Origin of the sequence: Sorangium sp. So ce119 (genome assembly GCF_051524405.1) — a bacterium.
Taxonomy (GTDB): Bacteria; Myxococcota_A; Polyangia; order Polyangiales; family Polyangiaceae; genus Sorangium; species Sorangium cellulosum_G.
Map to the genome: position 1 here is coordinate 9445132 of NZ_CP150310.1, position 20803 is coordinate 9465934.

The window sequence follows — 20803 nt, forward strand, 5'->3', positions numbered from 1 at the left end:
GCTCAACAGGTTGGCGTCCGGCGCGCGAGTGAAGCCGCCGGACCAAAAAGCAACGCATTCGCGGCGCGCAGCGAGCGCGGCACGGTCCGAGCCCCTTCGGTCCGGCCGGCCCGCTGCGCCCAGCGGCAGGAGTCAGGGATCATCATGAACACGCTTCGCATCGTCAACGGGCTCGGTTTCCTTTGCTTCAGCGTGGTTGCCTTCGCCCTCACGGGCTGCGCGGTCGACGCCGCAGGTGACGACTCGCTCGTCGACGACATGATCGAAGAGGACGTGGAGGTGGTGCAAGAGGCCGAGCAGGCCATGGGCGTCGAGTGCGCCAATGCCGCCGCCACCGCCTCGTTCGTCGGCGGCATCGACTACGATTCGCCGCAGACCTACAACACGACTGGCTGCTACAAGGGCGTGGTCCTCGACGTCAGCAATTACTCCTCGTCGTACGCACAGAACCCGAGCGGCTCCGTCTTCCCGGGCCGCACCACCGTCGCGTGGGCCGACAGCCTCCCCGCCCTCTCGGACCCCGATCGCGTCGTCAGGTGCAACAGCACCTACGTCGCCGCGGATCTCTTCGAGAAGGTCGGCTCTGCCTGGGTCTACAAGACCACCAAGGAGTCGCTCGGCGCCTGGACTCCCTTCTTCGACGGCGGCTTCTGCGCCGGCCCCGCCGTCTCCTTCTCCTCCGAGATGCAGGCCGGCAAGACCTACCGCATCTCCGCCACCGCCCGCACCTACAAGAGCAGCTCCGCCCCCACCCGCAAGCTCCACGTCGAGTCCCTCGAGCCCGTCAAGGCCCCTCGCTGACGCGCTCGGCGCGGACATCGAGCTCCCGGTGTGCCCACAGGAGCAGCCGGCGAGCGCACTGAAAGGATACGGAGTGAGATAACGAAGAGATGTTGCATGGGCGCGAGGCGCGCAAGGAGCGGAGAAGAAGCCAACCACTCGCCCTTGCGCGCTTGCCCCCCCGCGTTTCTTCTCCCCCTACTCGATCGACAGGGTGACGCTATCGTCCGTGAGGGACGTCACGTTGATGGTGCCGGAGAAGATCTCCTCGAACGCTGTGTCGAGGAGGACGAACGAGGAGCTCGTCTCTTCGATCCGCGCGTCGGCGGAGAGAAGGCTGTAGTTCAGATCGTAGACGTCGATTCGACCCCCGAAATCGCGCGACGTGATCCAGTACGCGTCGCCGTCGACCCGCACAGGCACCAGGGCGCACTCCTGGTTTGTGGCCTCGCCTTCGAAGAACGAGGTTTCATCGACGCCCCAGACCCCGTTCACGAACGTCGCGCAACCCGAGGTGGCATCTTCGTCGGTGCCGATCGCGAGCTCCACCGAATCGAGGCCGCCCGCGCCCGTGGGCCCCCCGCCCTCTCCCGCGGGCCCGCCGCCCTCCGCATTGCCGCCCTCGCCCGCGGGCCCGCCGCCCTCCGCGTTGCCGCCCTCTCCCGCGGGCCCGCCGCCCTCCGCATTGCCGCCCTCTCCCGCGGGCCCGCCGCCCTCCGCATTGCCGCCCGTACCCCCGGACCCGCCGCCCTCCGCATTGCCGCCCGTACCCCCGGGCCCGCCGCCCTCCGCATGGGTACCCCCGCCGCCGTCGGCATGGCCGCCCGCGCCGCCGGCTCCCGGACTGGGATCATCGTCCCCGCAGGCGGCCACCAGCAAGCATCCAAGAAAGGCAATCGAACTCCATTTCATGTGCACCTCGGCTGTCTGTCACGCACGAAAATTACGCATGACAGCATATCATGCGCGACATGCGCGCCGAAGTAATCGACCCGGCCGCCCCGGCGCCCGAGCTCCGCGGCCGCTCACCGCGGCGTGAGCCCGTGGCCCGCGCCGGTCCGTGACGCCTGCCTGCTCGGCCTTCTCGGTCTGTCTGGTCTTGGGGGCTTCGAGCGATCGAAGCCGCGGCGCCCGGTGAGCGCCAGTGATGGGGACGGCGGCGAGATCGGCCGGCGACAGCGGGCGCAGCCCGCGCCCCTGCCGCCCGCCGCGCTGCCCTCAGGACCCGATCCGGATCTTCTTCTTCAGCGCGGCGAGCTCATCGTCGACCGCCGACCCGCCGGGCCTGTCCGCGCCGGCGCTGCCCGCGCTGCCGCGGCCGTGCTCGAGCTGGGCGAACTTCGCCTCCAGCTCGGCCGCCGACAGCCCGCCGCCGGAGATCGCCTCCTCCACCTCGCGCGACGCGGCGACCTGCGCGACCTGCCCCTCGACCTGCTCCTCCATGCGCCGGAACTCCGAGAACGCGCTCTGGCCGCCCCGCGCCCCGAGCCCCTCGGCCCCGCCGCCGGCGCGGCTCTGCTGGATCTGCGCCGCGAGCGTGCCCTTGCGCGCCTGGAACTCCTCCTGCTTGGCCTCCATGCGCTCGAGCTCGGCCTTCATCGAGAGGACCGCCGAGCGCTGCTCCGCGCGCATCGCCTCGGCGCGGTCGCGCTCGCCCACGACCCGCTTCTTCTGGACCAGCGCCTCGCGCGCGAGCTTCTCGTCGTTCGCCTTCAGCGCGAGCTCGGCGCGCTTCTCCCACTTCTCCGCCTCGGCGTCGAGCTCGTCGACCTTCTTGCGCAGCACCTTCTCGGCCGCCACAGCGTCGACCATCTCCTTCCGCGCCGCGCGGACCTGGTCCTTCATCTCCTCGACGATGAGATCCAGCGACTTTTTCGGATCTTCCGCCTTGTCGAGGAGCGCGTTGACGTTGCTCGAGATCACCTTTCCCATGCGGTCGAAGATGCCCATGCCGGTAGCGTGCACCGCCCCGCCGCCCCTGTAAAGCGCCGGCGCGCCGGGCCGCCGGCGCCGCCCGGAAGCGCGCCCGCGGCCCCTTGCAAGCGCCCCGCGGCCCCCTTGGACCCCCGCGCGCCGGCCGCGCGTCGGCGGCCCCCGGGCGCGCCCCGCGGCCCCCTGGGAGCGCCCGCGGCGCGGCCCCCTGCCGTGGAAGACCGCCGGTCAGGGCGGCGGCGGGTACGCGGGGCCGACGCTCGACTCCGCCGACGACCGGGTCGTCAGCAGCGGCGTCTTCACCGCCTCGTCCTGGTAGAGCGGCCTCACCACGCAGGTGTCCTCGCCGCACTCGCCCCCATCGACGAACGCCACGTCGGCGACGAGCCAGTACCGGACGCTCCCGTCGCTCGCGTCGAACGTGACGGGCGCCTCCGGGTCGTGGAACCCCGTCGGGCCGAGATCCGCCCCGAGGGCGCCGTTACAGAAGATCTTGATCCGCGGGTGCACCGCGTAGGTCTCCCCGTGATTCGAGTAGTAGTGGACGCCGATCCTCGTCCACTGCCCGAGCGGCGGAAAATCGACGTTGATGTTCTCGGGCGCGCAGAAGTCGTCGCTGTTCGGGTCCGTGACGCCGGGGTCGCAGGTGATGTTGTCGATGTCGAGCCGCGGGTTGTGGCACCCCCGGCCGAGCGCGCGCCACGCCTGCCCGGCGCCGCGCGGGGCATGATAGCAGGTGTTCTTGGCCTCCATCGGGTCCGCGTACCAGCTCACCGGCTCCGGCGGCGTCGCGTTGTCGCTGAACCAGCGGATCTCCGGATCCGACTCGAGCATCTCGATGGTGCAGTTGTTGTACCCGCAGTCGCTCGGCGAGCCGCCGACCCGCCACGGATCCATGTCGTTCGGCCGGTGCAGGTGCAGATCGAGATCCACCCCGTCGCCCCCGAGGTCGTGCTCCCACTCGAGCTCGACCCGCAGGCCGGGCGCGCCGACGTAGAGGGCATACTCGCACGAGTCGCTCGTGCCGTCCGCGAGGCGCTTCGTGTAAACGACCTTGTACTCCCCCGACTGGAGCGGCTTGTAGTCATCCGCCGGGCTCGCTCCGGAGACCGCGGGGCACGGATCGATGCCTGTCGGGCAAACGACCGTCCAGGCCTCGGAGCCGGGCTCCGCGTCCGCGCTGAACGTGCCTGTCCCGTCCTTCAGGTTCACGTCGGCGAACGGGGGCACCTGCAGCGGGTGACAGCCCGCGGGGTTCTCGCTGAAGCACTGCTCGGTCGCGTGCCGGCCGCCGAGGCACGGCCCCCACACGCCGACCTCGTTGCACAGCTCGGTGCCCGGAAAGCACCCCTCCGCCGCGCGGTACGACGGGTCGCCCATGAAGCACGCGCGCGACTGCCCCGCGACGCAGGAGCACGTCTCGTCGACCTGACCGTCGCAGTCGTCGTCGAGCCCGAGGTGGTTGAGATCGCAGAGCTCCTCCGGACCGCACTCGGTGCCGCACGGGTTCACCGCCGCGTCGATGACCCCGGCGTCCTCGCCGGACGGCATGACCCCGCCCGGAGCGTCCCCCGGCTCGAGACCCCCGTTGCCGCCCGCGCCGCCCGCGCCGCCGCCGCCCCCGCCGGAGCCGCCGGGCGACGCGCCGGCGCCGCCGGGATCCTGGCCCGGCCCCGAGGCATTGCAGCCGACCGCGACGAACGCACCCGAGGCCGCGGCCCCCAGAACAGCGAGGAGCGCAGAGGAGACGCCGAGATGACGCATGAAACCTCCAGTCGCCAGCGCGCGGTGATGCGGCCTGGGGCAACACGAGCGCCCAGCCAGACACCGGCGGTGAACAGCGAGGTTCCTGGTTTAGCAGACCTGGCGAAACTCCAAAGCACGCTCGTGAGCGCGCCAAACCACGCTCGTGAGAACGGATGTCGCGCTGTCCTCTGGAGACGTCCCGCAGGCGGAGAGGCTCAGTCCGTCGCGCGCGGACCGCTCGAGGACCCGGCCGCGAGCGCCGCCTGGGCCGCGGCCATGCGGGCGACGGGGACGCGGAACGGCGAGCACGAGACGTAATCGAGCCCGGCCTGCTCGAAGAACGCGATCGAGCTCGGGTCGCCGCCGTGCTCGCCGCATACACCGAGCTTCAGCCCGGGCCGCGCCGCGCGCCCTCGATCCCGCCCGATCTCGACGAGCGCACCGACGCCGGGCACGTCCAGCGACTGGAACGGATCTCTGGCGAAGATGCCGGCCTCGACGTACGCGCCGAGGAAGCGGCCCGCGTCGTCGCGCGAGATGCCCAGCGTCGTCTGCGTGAGATCGTTCGTGCCGAAGCTGAAGAACTCCGCCTCCTCGGCCAGCTCGCCGGCCATGATCGCGGCGCGCGGGAGCTCGATCATCGTCCCGAACTGGACATCGACCCTCCGCCCCTTCTCGGCGAAGACCTCCTCCGCCACGCCCTCGACCAGCCCGCGCACGATGGCGAGCTCGCGCCGGGTCATGCTGAGCGGGATCATGATCTCGGGCTTCACCTCGATGCCCGCCGCCGCGACCTCGCACGCCGCCTCGAGGATCGCGCGCGCCTGCATCTCGTAGATCTCCGGCGACGTGACCGCGAGCCGGCAGCCGCGGTGGCCGAGCATCGGGTTGTACTCGGCGAGCTCCTGGCTCTTGCGCCGCAGCTCCTCCGCGCTGACCCCCATCGCCCTCGAGAGCTGCCCGAGCAGCGCGTCGTCCTGCGGCAAGAACTCGTGCAGCGGCGGATCGAGCAGCCGGATCGTGACCGGCAGCCCGGCCATCTCCCGGAAAACACCCATGAAATCGCCGCGCTGGAACGGGAGCAGCTTCGCGAGCGCGCGCCGCCGCCCCGCCTCGTCCGCGGCGAGGATCATCTCGCGCATCGCCTGGATGCGCTCCTCGTCGAAGAACATGTGCTCGGTGCGGCAGAGCCCGATGCCCTCCGCGCCGAAGTTGCGCGCCGTCCTCGCGTCGTGCGGCGTGTCGGCGTTCGCGCGCACGCGCAGGCGCCGGACCGCGTCGGCCCAGCGCATGAGCTCCTCGAGCTCGCCGCTCAGCGCCGCCGGCACGGTCGGCACCGCGCCGAGGTAGACCCTGCCGGTGCCGCCGTCGAGCGTGATCAGGTCGCCGGCCTTCACCGTGATCGTGCCGGTCGCGTGCCCGCGGTCGTCGTAGACCGTCACCGCCATCTGGCCCTGGCTCACGCTGATGGCCGAGCAGCCGGCCACGCAGCTCTTGCCCATCCCGCGGGCCACCACGGCCGCGTGGCTCGTCATGCCGCCGCGGGCCGTCAGCACGCCGCGCGCGGCCTTCATGCCGTGGATGTCCTCGGGCGACGTCTCGGAGCGCACGAGGATCACCGCCTTGCCCTGGCCCGCGCGCCGCTCCGCCTCGTCGGCGGTGAACACCACCTGCCCCGTCACCGCCCCGGGGCTCGCCGGCAGGCCCCGCGCGAGCAGCTTCTTCGGCGCGCCCTCGTCGATGCTCGGGTGGAGCACCTGGTCGATCGAGCCCGGATCCACGCGCAAGATCGCCTCGCGCTGGCTGATCAGCCCCTCCCGGGCCATCTCGACCGCGATGCGCACGGCCGCCCTGCCGGTGCGCTTGCCGGTGCGGCACTGGAGCAGGAAGAGCTCGCCCCGCTGGATCGTGAACTCCAGATCCTGCATGTCGCGGAAGTGCTGCTCGAGCCTGGCCTGCACCGCGACGAGCTTCGCGTACACCTCCGGCATCCGCGTCTCGAGCGAGCGCTCGTCGTCGTCGCCGCCCGACCTCGACAGCGGGTGCGGCGTGCGCACCCCCGCCACCACGTCCTCGCCCTGCGCGTTGGGGAGCCACTCGCCGAAGAAGCGCCGCTCTCCCGTCGACGGGTCGCGCGTGAACGCGACGCCGGTGCCGGAGTCGTCACCCAGGTTGCCGAACACCATCGCCTGGACGTTGCACGCCGTCCCCCAGGCCTCCGGGATATCGTGCATCTTCCGGTACACCTGGGCCCGGTGGTTGTTCCAGCTATCGAATACGGCGCGGATCGCGCCCTCCAGCTGCTCGAACGGATCGTCGGGGAACGGCCGTCCCGCCGCCTCGCGCACGATGTCCTTCTGCTGCTGGATCAGCGACGCGAGCGACCCCTCGTCAAGCAGCGAGTCGGGCACCTTGCGCTCGAGCTCCGCGGCGTTCAGGCGCGTCGCGTCGACGCCGAGCCGCGCCGCGGCCTGCCGGCGCGCGCGGCCGAGCGCCTCGTCGAAGCGGTCGCGGGGCACCCGGAGCACGACATCGGCATAGGTCAGGATGAAGCGCCGATAGGCGTCCAGCGCGAATCGCTCGCTGCCCGTGCGCCTCGCCAGGCCCCTCGCGATCTCGTCGTTGATGCCGAGGTTCAGGATGGTATCCATCATCCCTGGCATCGACGCGCGCGCGCCCGAGCGGACCGACACGAGCAGCGGCGCCTCGGGGTTGCCGAACCTCGCGTCGAGCAGCGACTCCAGCCGGCCAATCGCCGCCCTGATCTCGCCCTCGACGCCGGCGGGGAGCACCTTGCCCGCGGCGACATAGGCATTGCAGACCTCGGTCGTGACCGTGAAGCCCGGCGGCACCGGGATGCCGAGGCGCGTCATCTCGGCGAGCCCTGCCCCTTTGCCGCCGAGCAGGTCCTTCTGTCGTGCGTCCCCGTCCGCCTCCCCCGCGCCGAAGAAATATATCGATCTCGCCATGGCGGGGCGCACGCTAGACCTTCCGCGCAGGCCGGTCGAGATCCTCGAACGCCGGCGAGGACGGCCGACCGCCGCCCCGGATCCGCGACCGACGGACGGATCGTGATGTGGCGTGCACCTCGCCAAAAATACCGGCTCTCGACGGCAGACGAGCTATGAAGCCGCCCATGAAGCGCTGCGCCCTCCTCCTCGCGATGCTCACCCTCCCTCTCGCGGCCTGCGACCAGAAGTCCAGCTCGCAGCCGACCGCCGAGTCCCCGCCGCCCGCCTCGGCCCAGCCGGCGACGCCGGCGGCGCCCACCGCCGAGCCGACGGCGCGAGAGGCGCCCGCAGAGCCCGCCGGCTTGCCCGCGCCGCCGGACGTCGCCGCGCCGCCCGCCGACGCGCAGAAGACGGCGTCGGGCCTGGCGTTCAAGGTGCTGGCGCCGGGCAAGGACCAGGCGCACCCCGGCCCGGACGACAAGGTGACGGTCCACTACTCGGGGTGGACGACGGACGGGAAGATGTTCGACAGCTCCGTCCTCCGCGGCGAGCCGGCGACCTTCGGCGTGAGCGGCGTGATCAAGGGCTGGACGGAGGCGCTCCAGCTCATGAGCAAGGGTGAGAAGCGCCGTCTCTGGATCCCCGGGAGCCTCGCCTACGGCGACCGGCCCACGCGCCCGGGCGCCCCGGCCGGCATGCTGGTGTTCGACGTCGAGCTGCTCGACTTCGCGCCCGCGCCGAAGCCCCCGCCGGTGCCCAAGGACGTGAAGGCGCCGCCGAAGGGCGCGAAGAAGACGGCCTCGGGGCTCGCCTACCAGGTGCTCCAGAAGGGCACAGGCACGGAGCACCCGAAGCCGACGAGCCGCGTCACGGTGCACTACACGGGGTGGACGACGGACGGGAAGATGTTCGACAGCTCCATCGTGCGCGACGAGCCGGCCACCTTCCCGGTGGGCGGCGTGATCAAGGGGTGGACGGAGGGCGTACAGCTCATGGTGAAAGGCGAGAAGGCGCGCTTCTGGATCCCCGCCGAGCTCGCATACGGCGAGAAGCCGACGCGCCCCGGCGCCCCGTCCGGCATGCTGGTGTTCGACATCGACCTCATCGACTTTCGCTGACCCGTCGGCCGGCGCTTTACATCCGGCCGACCGCCTGGCTACATGGACGGCTGCGGGCGGCCAGGCATGCTGACATCCATTCGACTCAAGAACTTCAAGAGCTTCGCCGATCAAACGGTGGAGCTCTCCCCCTTCACGCTGCTGGTCGGGGCGAACGGCTCCGGCAAGAGCAATTTCCTCGACGCCCTGCGCTTCTTGCAGGGTGTCGGGCTCGATCTCCCCTTGTGCGACATCTTCCGCGGCCGCGTCGACGGCAGGCGCGAGATCTGGCCGGGACTGCGCGGCGGCACGCAGGGGGCCACGCACAGGGGCGCCAAATCGTTCACCATCGAGAGCCGATGGGCGATCGGGAAGGAGGAGCTCACACACAAGATCACGTGTCAGGTCGAGCCTGACGTGATCGTGGAGCACGAGTCGCTCGAGGCGAGGTCGGCCGGGGGGCTGCTCTTCGACACGACGGCATCGGCGCTGCGGGGGCTGGAGGGGTTCGCCGCGGGCAGCGCGCTGAAGGCGGCGTCGAAGAAGGGCCGCTCGATGCGGATCGCCTCGATGGACCGCAACCCCGCGCGGCGCAGCCTGCTCGGCCAGATCGAGCACCACCGCGGGCGCGCCGACGACGTGAGCCTCGCGGACGTCATCGCGCTCTGCAACGCGCTCCAGGTCGCGATGCGGAGCACGCTGTCCATCGACATCGATCCTTCGCGCATGAGGGGCTATGTCCCGCACGAGATCGAGAACCTCGGCGCCGGCGGGCAGAACCTCTCCGCGGTGCTCCGGTGGCTCTGCCAGGAGGCCGATCACAAGGCCGACGTGCTCGGCTGGGCGCGATCGATCCTCGCGCCGGAGATCAGCGACATCGAGTTCGCGGAGACGGGCCTCGGCGACGTCATGATGGTGCTCGTCGAGCAGGGGGGCGCCCGCATCCCGGCGCCGAGCCTGCCGGACGGCGCGCTGCGGGTGCTCGGCAAGATCGCCGGCGTGCTCACGGCGCCCGAGGGCTCGCTGCTCCTCGTGGAGGACCCGGACGCCGGCCTGCACCCCGAGCGCGCCGGCGTGCTGGCGCAGCTCCTGGAGGGGGCGGCGCGGCCGTCGGTCTGCCAGATCGTGGCGACGACGCACTCGCCGGCGCTGCTCAGGGGGGTGTCCAAGCAGGGGCTGAGCCGCGCGATCGCGTTCGAGCGCGACGCCGAGACCTCCGCCACCACGGCGCGGCGGCTGGGCGAGCTGCCGCGCTTCGCGGAGATGGCAGAGCGGGATCCGGGAGAGCTGCTCTCGTCGAAGGCGCTCGCGGGTTAGCTCGCGGGCAGCTTCCGAGACGCCCGGCCCGCGGAGAGGGTGTTCGCCGCGCGGGGTGGGGGCCCCGCCGAACTCGGCTGAGACAATGAGCCTCCGACAGAGCCGGGACTTCCGAGACGCCCGGCCCGCGGAGAGGGTGTTCGCCGCGCGGGGTGGGGGCCCCGCCGAACTCGGCTGAGACAATGAGCCTCCGGCTGCGCCGGAGGCTCATTGTCTCAGCCTCAGACATCGGCCCATCCCCCACCCCGCGCGGCGAACACCCTCTCCGCGGGCCTACCGTGGGACGCGGCATCGGGTGCGATCTGCGAGTGCGCGGTGGCTCTGTGCGACGAGCTGCGGCCCGATCGGTCGAGTCTACCCGGAATATTGCAGTGGTGTATCGTTCGCCCTGCGAGGCTCGAATGGTTCGTGCCGCATGTCAACGAGTTACGTCATGCAGAACCTGGCCCGGACCGTGCCTGGGACGGCGATCCCGGAAAAATCATGTCAGGACGTCACGAGTTTTCGGAGCGAGGAAGGAAAGTCCTGAGATCGTTGCTGGATAGCCCATTCCTGCATGCGTGAGATGCTGTCGCTCGGGCACGCTCTCGAGGAGTCGGAGTTCGGATCAGACTGGCATTTTATCCATTCCACCACGATGCGGGGCATCTCCGGACATCCGACAGCAACCCCCATCTGCGCACCGAAATTGGGCGCCATAGAGCACACCATATTCCAACGATATCATTGCATTGCAGTGATACCACGCATAAAGTGACCAGCTTGCCTGTCATCACGCATTGCATCGTGTGCGCGACCATGCTTTCTATCTCTCCGTGAACCGCCTGCGCGGCGAACGTCGCGCGGCCAACACCTTGAAGAGGTACCTTGCTTTACTACAACACTTCGCTTCGACTGGTCTTTTGCATGGCCATCGGCTTATCGGCGGCGGCCTGCAACGTTGACGCCATCGAGGACTACGTCAACGACAACTTCGGCACCGGCGGCGGCGACGCCGCCAGCACCGGCGGCGGCGACGCCGCCAGCACCACCGGCAGCGACAGCAGCTCCAGCCAGAGCAGCAGCAGCGCCGGCACCAGCGGCAGCACCACCGCCGGCACCGGCGGCGCGGACGCGGGCAGCGGCGTGGGCGGCGGCGGCGCGGGCGGCGATGCCGGCACCGGCGGCGGCGACGCAGGCGGCACCGGCGGCGGCAGCACCACCGCCGGTACCGGCGGCGCTGGGGGCACGGGCGGCGGCGGCACGGGCGGCGGCGCGCCTCCGGCCGATCCGGCCTGCGGACCGGACACGGCGACCTTCGCCCAGGTGAAGCCGATCCTGGCGAACTGCGCGAACCAGTACTGCCACGGCAGTCCCACCGCACCGTCCGCCGGGCTCGACCTGCGCGACGGCGCGGCGTTCGGCGAGCTCGTCAACCAGGACGCCAGCTCCTGCTCCAGCGAGCACGCGCTCGTCGTGCCCTTCATGCCGAGCAGCAGCTACCTCCTGAACAAGCTGAAGGACGTCGACCTGTGCGACCCCGACGAGATCAAGATGCCCCCGGGCGGGTCGCTGTCAGACGCCGAGCTGAAGACGATCACCGACTGGATCTGCGCGGGCGCTCCCGCCGAGTGAGCTCGTATCGACTCGACATCAGCAGCGACGCGACCCTCTGAAGCGCGTCGAAGGATGGCTATCGCCGCGTCGCCCAGGCTCGTCCCTGGTTCATGGGAGAAGAAACCACCGAAGCACAGAGGAAACAGCCGGGCTCAACAACAAAATTCTGTGACCTCTGTTGCTCGGTGCTTCATAGTCCTCGCCATCACGGAATCATCACGGGACCAGAGACGAGCTCCGGGGACGCATTACCGGGGAGCTCCCCTGGGATCCAAGAGACGCGCCCGAGCCGCTCCAGCGTTATTTCATGATTTCATGATCGGTGCCATCGCGCGCACAGGCGCCTGTACGCGCGATGGCACTGATAACGACATCATCGCCAGGGTTGCGGCCGGCACAGAATGTGCGGAGCATCAATCACGCCAACATCGATCGGCGGACACGGCCGTTCTCAACACGATCCTCATCGACGGTGCCAGCGCCAATTGGCGGCACCGACGTGATCAACCGAACGCTGGCCGGGAATGACGAACTCAAACCAATGAAGCGGCAGAGATCGCAGGCGAGCTGATTCACTTATTCATCTTGAGCAGAACCTGCGACTCCGCCGAACTGACCTGGAGAAACTTGATGCGCACCACTCGCTTACTTGGCAGCCTCTCCGCTTCTTTCGCATGCTTTCTGCTCGCCTGCAGCCCTGGGACCTCTGGCAACGAGGAAGGCGACTCCTTGCGCTCCGCATTGCTCAGCGCGGACGGCACGATGGAGGCCTTGCTCACGCTCCCGTCGGACTGGGGAAGCGGATACTGCGCGAGCGTGACGGTCACGAACAGGAGCGCCAGCCGGACCACCGGCTGGAGCATGGTCGTCGGGCTCAACGGCTCGACGCTGGACCACGGGTGGGTCGCGAACATCACCCGCGCGGACGGGCAGTTCACCGCCGCCAACATGAACTGGAACGCCGAGCTGGACCCTGGCCGCTCCACGACGTGGGGGTTCTGCGGGAGCGGCAGCGGAAGGCCTTCGATCGTGTCGGTCGCGGGCAGCGGAGGCTCGATCACCACCAGCTCGAGCACCTCCACGAGCAGCAGCGTGGGCGCGGGCGGCGAAGGCGGCGGCTCCACCACCGCCACGACCACCTCCGCCGGCGCGGGCGGCGAGGGCGGCGGCTCCACCACCTCCACAACCACCTCCGCCGGCGCGGGCGGCGAGGGCGGCGGCTCCACCACCTCCACAACCACGACGACGACCTCCGTCGGCGCGGGCGGCGAGGGCGGCGGCTCCACCACAACCACGACGACGACCTCCGTCGGCGCGGGCGGCGAGGGCGGCGGCTCCACCACCGCCACGACCACCTCCGCCGGCGCGGGCGGCGAGGGCGGCGGCTCCACCACCGCCACGACCACCTCCGCCGGCGCGGGCGGCGAGGGCGGCGGCACCACCACCACCGGCGCGGGCGGCGAAGGCGGCGCGCCTCCGGGCGATCCCGCCTGCGGCCCGGACACCGCGACCTTCGCCCAGGTGTGGCCGATCCTCGAGCGGAGCTGCGCGAACTCGTTCTGCCACGGCAGCGACACCACACCGGCCGGCGGGCTCGACCTCCACAAGGCCGCGGCGGTCGGCGCGCTCGTCAATCAGGGCGCCAACTCGTGCTCCGGCGAGCACGCGCTCGTCGTGCCGTTCATGCCGAGCAGCAGCTACCTCATGAACAAGCTGAACGACGTCGACCTGTGCGACCCCGACGAGATCGCCATGCCCCCGGGCTCGCCGCTGCCCGCGGCCGACCTCAAGACGATCACCGACTGGATCTGCGCGGGCGCTCCCGCCGACTGAGCCCCGACCGGCTCAGTGGACCTTCTGCGCGGGCGCTCCCCGCCCGCTGAGCCCCGACCGGCTCAGTAGACCTTGCAGCGCGCGCCCCCGGCGGCGCGCGCGTAAGGCACCGCCGCGCTCCGCGCCTTCACGTAGATCGCCCCGCCCGGGGCCGGCCTCGGGATCACGGCGCCCGTCGCGATCGGCCGTCCAGGCGGCAGCTCCTCGACCTCGATGACGATGTCGTTCCCCTCCTGATCGACCGCCGAGATCGACGGCCGCCGGCGCTCCTCGTCGGCGGGGCCGCCTGGGCAGGAGACGCCGCGCGCGCTCAGGGCGACGGCGAGCGTGTCGGCGCCGGTCTCCGGGGCGCCGGCCGCCCACTGGAACCTCGGATCGCGGGCCTCCGCCACCTCCACGGCCAGGCAGCTGCAGCGCTCCTTCGGCGACGCGGCGCTCGCGAGCGCGAGATCGTGCCGCACGCCGACCCACGACGCGGCCCCCCGCTCCTGCGGCATGGCGGAGGCGCCGCCGTAGTCGTCGGGCGTGCCGAACGCCCGCCGCGGCGCCTTCGGCTTCGCGCCTTCCTGCTCCTGCGGCCTGGAGGGTTCGACGGTGTCGCCCTCCCAGAACGCGGCGGCGCCCGCGTGCTGGTTGCCGCCGCAGGCGGCGAGGACGACCCCGGAGAGGAGCGCAGCGAACCGTGCGATCTGGACGCCCGAGCGGAGCATACGGCGCGATCTTCGCACCGGCGCCGCCAGCGGCCAAGGTTTGTGCTGAGACGGGGAAGGCGCCGAAGGCGCGGAGAGGAGAGAGAAGCGACGGTGAGACACGCGCGCAGCGCGCCGGCTACCCGGCGCGCCGCGCGGAGAGCGTCACTTCGGCTTGATCTCGGTCAGGACGAGGAGGTAGTCCGGCGAGTTGTTCGGCGAGAGCTTCGCGTACGGGTTCTCCTTGCTGGGCCACCCGACGAAGCGCTTCGTGCTGTACTCGCCCCAGGAGGGGTTCTTGAACAGCGGGATGACCGGCACCTGCTGCGCGTAGATCATCTGCAGCTCGTCGACGATGCGCTTCTGCTCGGCCGCATCCGTCGCGGCCTGGAACTGCTTGAACAGCGGCTCGGCCTCCTTGGCGGCGAAGCGGTGCCAGTTGCGGTTCGAGACCTCGCCGACGGGCTTCACGAACTCCGGGGCCATGAGATCGCGGTAGAAGTTGAACGGCGTGGGCTCGGTGTTGGTCCAGCCCATCGACATGTCGAACGTGCCCTTCTGGAGCGCCTCGAAGAACGCGCTGAAGTCGTACGTCTTCAGCGTGGCCTCGATGCCGACGGCCTTCAGGCTCTGCGTGGTGATCTGGACCGCGCGCACCCAGTCGGACCAGCCGGTCACGACGTTGATGTCGAACTTCAGCGGCTTGCCGTCCTTCGCGCGGATCCCGTCCGCACCCTTGGCGTAGCCGGCCTCGTCGAGGAGGGCGTTCGCCTTGGCCACGTCGTAGGTCGTCCAGTCGCCGGCCGCGACCGCCTTCTCGTTGCGCCAGCGCGCGTAGGCGTCGTCGAGCCCGGTCCCGTCCGCGCCGACCGTGTAGCCGTTGACCGCGATCTTCGCGATCTGGGCCCGGTCGATGGCCATGCTGATGGCCTTGCGCAGCTTGATGTCGTTGAACGGCTTCTTCGTGGCGTTCGGGTAGAGCGTCACGGTGCCGCCGACGAGCGGGAACCAGTAATGGTTGTTCTGCGGGTCCTTGGCGACGTAGGTCTTGTCGATGTCGGGGACGAAGTTGCCGGCCCAGTCGACCTCGCCGTTGATGAGCGCCAGGTTCGCCTGGTCGTTGCCCGGGTACGCCGGGAAGCGCAGCCCCTCGACCGCCGGCTTGCCCTTCTGCCAGTAGTTCGGGTTCTTGCCGAGCTCGTAGATCTGGTTCTGGAACGTCTTCACCTCGGTGAAGGGGCCCGTCGCGACGGGGTTCTCGTTCGTGAACGTGACCGGGTCGGCGACGTCCTTCCACTTGTGCTCGGGCACGATCGGCTGGTGGCCGATGTAGTGGAGGCCGGGGACGAACGCCTCCTTGAAGGCGAACTCGACGGTGGTGTCGTTCTTGGCCTCGACCGTCTCGACGAACTTCCACACGCCCGTCTGATCGAGCGCCGGGAACTTCTTGAGGAGGCCGAACGTGAACGCGACGTCCTTCGCCGAGAAGGGTTGTCCGTCAGACCACTTGACATCGGTGCGGGTCGTGAAGGTGAGCTTCTTGTTCGCGTCGCTCCACTCGTACTTCGTGGCGAGCCACGGCACGAACTCGCCCTTCATCGTGTTGTACACGATCATGGGCTCGTAGATGCCCGCCACGGTGGGGAAGCGCACGGCCCCCTCGCCGAGCAGCGGGTTGAAGTTGCGCACCCAGGAGGCCTGCTGCTCCCGGGAGATGGTGACGAACTTCGCGCCGCCGCTCTTGGCCCCGCCCGCCTGCGCCGTCCCGGTCCCGGCCGGAGCCGTGGCCCCCGGCTCCTTGTTGGCGTTCTCGCCTTCCTTGTTGCCACAGGCCGCCGTGGCGCCGACGGACAGAAGGAGCGCCGACAGGGCAAAATAGCGGCGCGACATGGATCGACTCTTCATAAGCTTGCTCCCTCGCGGCGATCTCGGTCGCCAGCGACGATCCTCTCACTCGACCGACAGCACGCAGCGCCGCAGCGCAGCGACAACAGCAGACCGTACGGCGGCGCCACGGATGAGCCGCGACTGCGGCAACCTGACGCCGGCGCACTCTACCGGCCGAGGTAGAGAAGTGTCAACCTGACGAATTGAGGGGGGTTCCTGGGCCCGCTGTGCGGTCCGTGACCTGATCGGATGCGCCCGCGGGCGCGGGCGTCCCCAGGGACGGCTCGCAGGATCAGAATTCTGCCGGGTCGCTGTAAGTCCCCATGACGTCGCGCAGCACGTCACAGATCTCCTGCTCGGTCGCGTACACGCTGGCCGCCGCGATGATGGAGGGCATGAGGTTGTCGCGGCCGCGCGCGCAGCTTCGCACCTCGGACAGCGCGCTTCGCACCCGGTCCTTGTCGCGTCGGGCCTTGACCCGGGCCAGGTTCTCGCATTGCACGCGCTGCACCTCCTCGTCGATGCGGAGGAGGGGGATCGTCTTCTCGCCCGCCGCGGCATAGCGGTTGACGCCCACCATGATCCGCTCGTTCGACTCCAGCTCTCGCTGGAACCGGTAGGCCGAGGCGGCGATCTCGCGCTGCGGATACCCCTTCTCGATGGCGGGCACCATCCCGCCCATCTCGTCGATCCGCTGGATGTACGCGAGCGCCTCCTGCTCCAGGCGGTCGGTCAACCACTCGACGTAGTAGCTCCCCCCGAGCGGATCGATCGTGTTCGCCACCCCGCTCTCGTGGGCGATGATCTGCTGCGTCCGGAGCGCGATGGTCACGCTCTCCTCGGTCGGGAGCGCGTAGGTCTCGTCGAGAGAGTTCGTGTGGAGCGACTGGGTGCCGCCGAGCACGCCGGCGAGCGCCTGGAGCGAGACGCGGACCACGTTGTTGTAGGGCTGCTGCGCCGTCAGCGAGACGCCGGCGGTCTGCGCGTGCGTCCGCAGCTTCATGCTCTCGGCCTTCTTCGCGCCGTAACGCTCCTTGAGGAACCGCGCCCACATGCGGCGCGCGGCGCGGAGCTTCGCGATCTCCTCGAAGAAGTCGTTGTGGAGGTCGAAGAAGAACGAGAGGCGCGGCGCGAAGGAGTCGACGTCGAGGCCGCGCTCGATGCAGCTCTCGACGTAGGCGAGCCCGTCCGCCAGCGTGAACGCGAGCTCCTGCGCGGCCGTCGAGCCGGCCTCGCGGATGTGGTAGCCGCTGATCGACACCGAGTTCCACCGCGGCACCTCGCGCGCGCAGAACTCGATCATGTCCGTCACGATGCGCATCGCCGGGCGCGGCGGGACGAGCCAGGCGTGCTGGGCGATGAACTCCTTCAGGCAGTCGTTCTGCACGGTGCCGCCGATCCGCTTGCGCGGGATCCCGCGCTTGTCGGCGAGCGCGATATAGAACGCGAGCAGCACGACGGCCGGGCCGTTGATGGTCATCGACGTCGTCACCTGGTCGAGCGGGATGCCGTCGAAGAGCACCTCCATGTCGCGGAGCGTGTCGACCGCGACACCGCACATCCCCACCTCGCCGAGCGACCGCGGAGAGTCGGAGTCGTACCCCATGAGGGTCGGGAAATCGAAGGCGGTGGACAGGCCTGTTTGCCCCTCGGCGAGCAGGTATTTGAACCGCGCGTTCGTCTGCTCCGGGGTGCCGAAGCCGGCGAACATCCGCATCGTCCACAGCTTGCCGCGGTACATCGTCGGCTGGACGCCCCGCGTGAACGGGTACTCCCCGGGCAGCCCGAGATCCGCCGCGTGGTCGACCCGCGCGTCGGCCGGCGTCGCGAGGTCGGGCACGTCGACGCCGCTCCAGGTCGTGAAGCGCTCGCTGCGCGGCGGGAAGCGCGCCGACGCCTCGGCGACCGGGCCCTCGCGCCACGCGGCCACGGCGCGCCGGAGCGCGGCGAGCCCGCCCTCGTCGAGCCCGAGGCCCTCGCCGCCGCCGCCGTTCGTGTAACGAAGCGCGTCGGCGCTGCTCTCGTCGGCGGGAGCCGGGGACCCGGACGCGCGGTCCGCTTCGGTCTCCTGGGGGGAGGTGCGCTCTTCGTACGCCATGGACTCTATCTAGCGCGGCGCGCGCGCGGTGGCGCCGCTCATCGCCGGGGGCGCCGGCGGGGCGGCGCCGGGCGCGCGCGCCGCGTCACGGGCAGCGCGCGTGGAACACCTCGGAGGCGACCGGCGTCGCCCCGTCTTCCAGCGAGTCCTCGATCACGCCCGTGATCCGGATCCCCTCCGCGGCGCAGAGCGCCGCCGCGGCGTCGTCCCGGAGCGTCCCGCCCCCGGCGCTGGTGTCGACGGTGAACGCCACGGTGACGTCGCTGCCCGGGGCGACCTCGACAGGCAGCGACGTCGCGGTCTCGACGGGGAGCGGCGCGACGATCGAGGTCTTCTGATCGGCGCTCGCGATCTCGAAGGTGCGGACCGCGACGCGGCTGGGGCCGCTCGCCCGCGGGCCGAGGTGGAGCTCCAGCGTGAAGCGCGCCTCGAGGTTCGCCCCGAGCGCGCCCGCGGAGACGGTCGCCTCGGGCGCGGCGATGGCCGGGTCGACGAACACGGCGGCGTCGGTGTCGATGCAACCGCTGCTCGCCGCCGCGGCGAGCGTCGCTGCGGCGGCGGGGATCCAGGCGCGGGCCTTCATGGTGTCACTCTCTCCCGGGCCGACCTGTCCTGTCCAGATCGGCGGCCTTGCGCGCGGCGCGGCGGCGCGACCAGCCGCGCGCGGCCGGCTCCGCTCAGGGCGGCGGCGGGACGACGCCCTTGGAGCGGGCCAGGGCGCAGCCGAGCTCCACGTTGGTCGGCCCCTTGTCGGTCCGCACGACCTTGAACTCGACGCGCCGGTTCTTCTCCCAGGCCGGCGCGTTGTGGGCCGGGTCGAGGGGGCAGTACTCGCCGTAGCCCATGGCGCGCACCGCGCTCCGGTTGACCCCGCGCTGCACGAGCGCCGCCACGACGGCGTCGGCCCGGGACTGGGTCAGCTTGAGGTTGTACGCGTCGGCCGAGCGCTCGTCGGCGTGCCCCTGCACCTCGATCATCGTGAACTCCGGGTGGTGCTTGAGCGTCTCGGCGACCGCCTGCACGATGCCGAACGACTCCGGGAGGATCTCGGCGCTGCCGGTCGCGAACTGGATCTTCTCGAGGATGACGATGTTGTTCTCCTCGATCACGACACTGCCCTTGTCCGGGCACCCGTCCTCGTCCTCGAGGCCGTTGAACGTCTCCGGATCGTTCGGGCACTTGTCGGCCACGTCCGGGATGCCGTCCCTGTCGTTGTCGGGGTCCGGGCAGCCGTCCTCGTCCTCGAAGTCGTCCTTGTCCTCCGGGTCGTTCGGGCACTGATCGGACTTGTCGGGGATCCCGTCCTTGTCGTTGTCGGGGTCCGGGCAGCCGTCCTTGTCCTGGAAGCCGTCGCGGTCCTCCGGGTCGTCCGGGCACTTGTCGCGCGAGTCGAGGATGCCGTCGCCGTCGCGGTCGCCGTCGCTCCCCTCCGGGCAGCCGTCGTCGTCCTCGTCGCCGTCGCGGTCCTCGGGGTTGTTCGGGCAGCGATCGTCGACGTCGAGGATGCCGTCCTCGTCGTTGTCCGGATCCGGGCAGCCGTACTTCCCGGGGGGCGAGTCCGCCTTGGTGTCCTGGAAGCCGTCGTAGTCCTCCGGCTCGTCGGGGCAGTCGTCCTGATCGTCCTTGATGCCGTCGCCGTCGCGATCGCCGATCGACGGCTCGAAGACGAACCCGAGGGTCGCGCGCTGCTCCGCCGCCTGGAACCCGGGCGTGTACCCGACGCCCGCGCCCAGCATGAGGAAGCTGTTCCGCTCGATGAAGAGCTTGATGCCCCCGATCGCCTCGGCCGACAGCTTCTGCCGGCTGCTGTCGCCGCCGCCGACCTGCTGCGTGAGGTACGTCTCGGCCACGAGGTCGAGCGGCGTGAGGACGCGGTAGCTCATCCCGAACCCGCCGGTGAGCAGGTCGGAGTACTCGAAGTCTCCTTCCTTGAGCTGGAAGGTCAGGCCGTCCTGGCGGAGGCCGAACGCGGGGTTCTTCCCGGTGTGGCCGCGGTACCCGGCGTTCAGCGCGATCCGGAACGGGTTGGTGATGCCGAGCCGCTTCTCCAGCACGATCTGCGGCCAGAAGAAGAAGCCCGGGTCCGACGCGAAGTCCTCGCTCCCGCCCACGCCGACGCCGCCCTGCGCGATCAGCGCGAGCCCGATCACGTCCTGATCGGGGCGGAGCAGGCGGACCTTGGCGTGGATCGCCAGGTTGCCGAGCGTCTGGGCGTCGAGCGCGTCGTCGTTGTAGTTGGCGCCGGGCCCTGGGCCGATGTCGTCGACCGCCTTCGCGCCGTTGAGCACCACCGGCACCGACAGCCCGACGACGAGGAAGTTGGCGATGCCGTAATCGAACTGGAACGTCCCCTGGAAGGCGTGATTCAGCATCACCCCCGTCCCTCGGGCGTTCTCGTTGAGCGGCATGATGTTGTGCCCGTAATCGAGCACGAGCCCCAGGCTGATGTCGTTGGCGCCGAGGATGTCTGCCCCGTTGACCGAGAAGAGACCTTTGGAGTCGATCGCCGGCCGGAACAGGTGCAGGTCCATGCCGTCGCCGTTGGCGCCGTTGCCCGTGCGCGTCCTGTCCCTGCCGGCGTCCTGCGCGGCGGCGTCCGGCGCCGCGGCAGTGATCGCCGCGCCGAGCAACATGGAGAGCAGCCCGACGCCGAGGCGGCTGGGGCGACCGTGGGCGGGCAGCGCGCGCCGGTCGTCTGGCGCAGCGGGGCCGCCCGGCGGCGGAGCGGCGGGGAGCAACGGGGAACGAGGCATCATGGCAAGGTCCTCGGGTTCGTGAGGTCGCGATCGGGCAAGCGCGCCTGGATCAGGCGCTGGCCGCCACGTACCACCGCGCGAATTCCGGTGTCAAACAGACGGCGCGAGGTCTCCGCGGCCG

General features: G+C 70.6%; 15 protein-coding genes. 6 read left to right on the plus strand and 9 right to left on the minus strand.

All coding sequences use genetic code 11. The features are described 5' to 3' along the window. Positions 1 to 144: 144 nt before the first annotated feature. Positions 145 to 801 carry a hypothetical protein gene (locus tag WME76_RS35665; protein WP_437956651.1) on the plus strand — a complete coding sequence of 219 codons (657 nt, stop codon included), beginning with the start codon at positions 145 to 147 and terminating at the stop codon, positions 799 to 801. A gap of 177 nt (positions 802 to 978) precedes the next feature. Here WME76_RS35665 and WME76_RS35670 read toward each other — a convergent pair whose 3' ends face one another. The 4 genes from WME76_RS35670 to ppdK all read right to left on the minus strand — a co-directional run bounded on the left by WME76_RS35670 (position 979) and on the right by ppdK (position 7427). Then, complete coding sequence (locus WME76_RS35670) at positions 979 to 1653, minus strand: hypothetical protein (protein WP_437956652.1); 675 nt, start codon at positions 1651 to 1653, stop codon at positions 979 to 981. 345 nt (positions 1654 to 1998) lie between these two features. Further along, entirely contained in the window at positions 1999 to 2730 is a 732-nt protein-coding gene (locus tag WME76_RS35675) for a PspA/IM30 family protein (RefSeq protein WP_061618082.1), read from the minus strand. A 210-nt stretch (positions 2731 to 2940) separates the two neighbouring features. Beyond that, positions 2941 to 4476: a hypothetical protein gene (locus tag WME76_RS35680; RefSeq protein ID WP_437956653.1), complete on the minus strand. Its 1536-nt coding sequence runs from the start codon at positions 4474 to 4476 to the stop codon at positions 2941 to 2943. 197 nt (positions 4477 to 4673) lie between these two features. Further along, positions 4674 to 7427, minus strand: coding sequence for a pyruvate, phosphate dikinase (gene ppdK / locus WME76_RS35685; RefSeq protein WP_437956654.1), 2754 nt, complete (start codon positions 7425 to 7427; stop codon positions 4674 to 4676). Positions 7428 to 7594: 167 nt separating this feature from the next. Here ppdK and WME76_RS35690 point away from each other — a divergent pair, with 167 nt between their 5' ends. From WME76_RS35690 to WME76_RS35710, 5 genes are all read left to right on the plus strand, one after another. Beyond that, on the plus strand, positions 7595 to 8527 hold the full coding sequence (locus WME76_RS35690) for an FKBP-type peptidyl-prolyl cis-trans isomerase (protein ID WP_437956655.1): 933 nt from the start codon (positions 7595 to 7597) through the stop codon (positions 8525 to 8527). Positions 8528 to 8593: 66 nt separating this feature from the next. Next, positions 8594 to 9823: an AAA family ATPase gene (locus tag WME76_RS35695; RefSeq protein ID WP_437956656.1), complete on the plus strand. Its 1230-nt coding sequence runs from the start codon at positions 8594 to 8596 to the stop codon at positions 9821 to 9823. Positions 9824 to 10729: 906 nt separating this feature from the next. Continuing rightward, positions 10730 to 11437, plus strand: a complete 708-nt coding sequence (locus WME76_RS35700; protein ID WP_437956657.1) for a hypothetical protein — start codon at positions 10730 to 10732, stop codon at positions 11435 to 11437. 297 nt (positions 11438 to 11734) lie between these two features. Further along, entirely contained in the window at positions 11735 to 11947 is a 213-nt protein-coding gene (locus tag WME76_RS35705) for a hypothetical protein (RefSeq protein WP_437956658.1), read from the plus strand. 201 nt (positions 11948 to 12148) lie between these two features. Continuing rightward, the gene (locus WME76_RS35710; RefSeq protein ID WP_437956659.1) at positions 12149 to 13252 is read left to right on the plus strand and encodes a cellulose binding domain-containing protein; all 1104 of its coding nucleotides are present in this window, start codon (positions 12149 to 12151) and stop codon (positions 13250 to 13252) included. 62 nt (positions 13253 to 13314) lie between these two features. On the opposite strand, the gene WME76_RS35715 is transcribed toward WME76_RS35710, so the two are convergent. The 5 genes from WME76_RS35715 to WME76_RS35735 all read right to left on the minus strand — a co-directional run bounded on the left by WME76_RS35715 (position 13315) and on the right by WME76_RS35735 (position 20682). Then, positions 13315 to 13962: a hypothetical protein gene (locus WME76_RS35715; RefSeq protein ID WP_437956660.1), complete on the minus strand. Its 648-nt coding sequence runs from the start codon at positions 13960 to 13962 to the stop codon at positions 13315 to 13317. A gap of 144 nt (positions 13963 to 14106) precedes the next feature. Further along, the gene (locus tag WME76_RS35720; protein ID WP_437956661.1) at positions 14107 to 15846 is read right to left on the minus strand and encodes an ABC transporter substrate-binding protein; all 1740 of its coding nucleotides are present in this window, start codon (positions 15844 to 15846) and stop codon (positions 14107 to 14109) included. A 274-nt stretch (positions 15847 to 16120) separates the two neighbouring features. Continuing rightward, positions 16121 to 17926 carry an acyl-CoA mutase large subunit family protein gene (locus WME76_RS35725; RefSeq protein ID WP_437956662.1) on the minus strand — a complete coding sequence of 602 codons (1806 nt, stop codon included), beginning with the start codon at positions 17924 to 17926 and terminating at the stop codon, positions 16121 to 16123. Positions 17927 to 18011: 85 nt separating this feature from the next. Continuing rightward, positions 18012 to 18509, minus strand: coding sequence for a hypothetical protein (locus WME76_RS35730; RefSeq protein ID WP_437956663.1), 498 nt, complete (start codon positions 18507 to 18509; stop codon positions 18012 to 18014). A gap of 94 nt (positions 18510 to 18603) precedes the next feature. Continuing rightward, on the minus strand, positions 18604 to 20682 hold the full coding sequence (locus WME76_RS35735) for an OmpA family protein (RefSeq protein ID WP_437956664.1): 2079 nt from the start codon (positions 20680 to 20682) through the stop codon (positions 18604 to 18606). Between the last annotated feature and the right edge of the window lie 121 nt (positions 20683 to 20803).

Excerpts from the sequence above, each read along its gene's own strand:
- WME76_RS35665 (WP_437956651.1), top strand. The coding sequence starts at position 145 with ATGAACACGCTTCGCATCGTCAACGGGCTCGGTTTCCTTTGCTTCAGC.
- WME76_RS35675 (WP_061618082.1), bottom strand. The coding sequence starts at position 2,730 with ATGGGCATCTTCGACCGCATGGGAAAGGTGATCTCGAGCAACGTCAAC.
- WME76_RS35680 (WP_437956653.1), bottom strand. The coding sequence starts at position 4,476 with ATGCGTCATCTCGGCGTCTCCTCTGCGCTCCTCGCTGTTCTGGGGGCC.
- ppdK (WP_437956654.1), bottom strand. The coding sequence starts at position 7,427 with ATGGCGAGATCGATATATTTCTTCGGCGCGGGGGAGGCGGACGGGGAC.
- WME76_RS35690 (WP_437956655.1), top strand. The coding sequence starts at position 7,595 with ATGAAGCGCTGCGCCCTCCTCCTCGCGATGCTCACCCTCCCTCTCGCG.
- WME76_RS35695 (WP_437956656.1), top strand. The coding sequence starts at position 8,594 with ATGCTGACATCCATTCGACTCAAGAACTTCAAGAGCTTCGCCGATCAA.
- WME76_RS35700 (WP_437956657.1), top strand. The coding sequence starts at position 10,730 with ATGGCCATCGGCTTATCGGCGGCGGCCTGCAACGTTGACGCCATCGAG.
- WME76_RS35705 (WP_437956658.1), top strand. The coding sequence starts at position 11,735 with ATGATCGGTGCCATCGCGCGCACAGGCGCCTGTACGCGCGATGGCACT.
- WME76_RS35715 (WP_437956660.1), bottom strand. The coding sequence starts at position 13,962 with ATGCTCCGCTCGGGCGTCCAGATCGCACGGTTCGCTGCGCTCCTCTCC.
- WME76_RS35720 (WP_437956661.1), bottom strand. The coding sequence starts at position 15,846 with ATGAAGAGTCGATCCATGTCGCGCCGCTATTTTGCCCTGTCGGCGCTC.
- WME76_RS35725 (WP_437956662.1), bottom strand. The coding sequence starts at position 17,926 with ATGGCGTACGAAGAGCGCACCTCCCCCCAGGAGACCGAAGCGGACCGC.
- WME76_RS35730 (WP_437956663.1), bottom strand. The coding sequence starts at position 18,509 with ATGAAGGCCCGCGCCTGGATCCCCGCCGCCGCAGCGACGCTCGCCGCG.
- WME76_RS35735 (WP_437956664.1), bottom strand. The coding sequence starts at position 20,682 with ATGATGCCTCGTTCCCCGTTGCTCCCCGCCGCTCCGCCGCCGGGCGGC.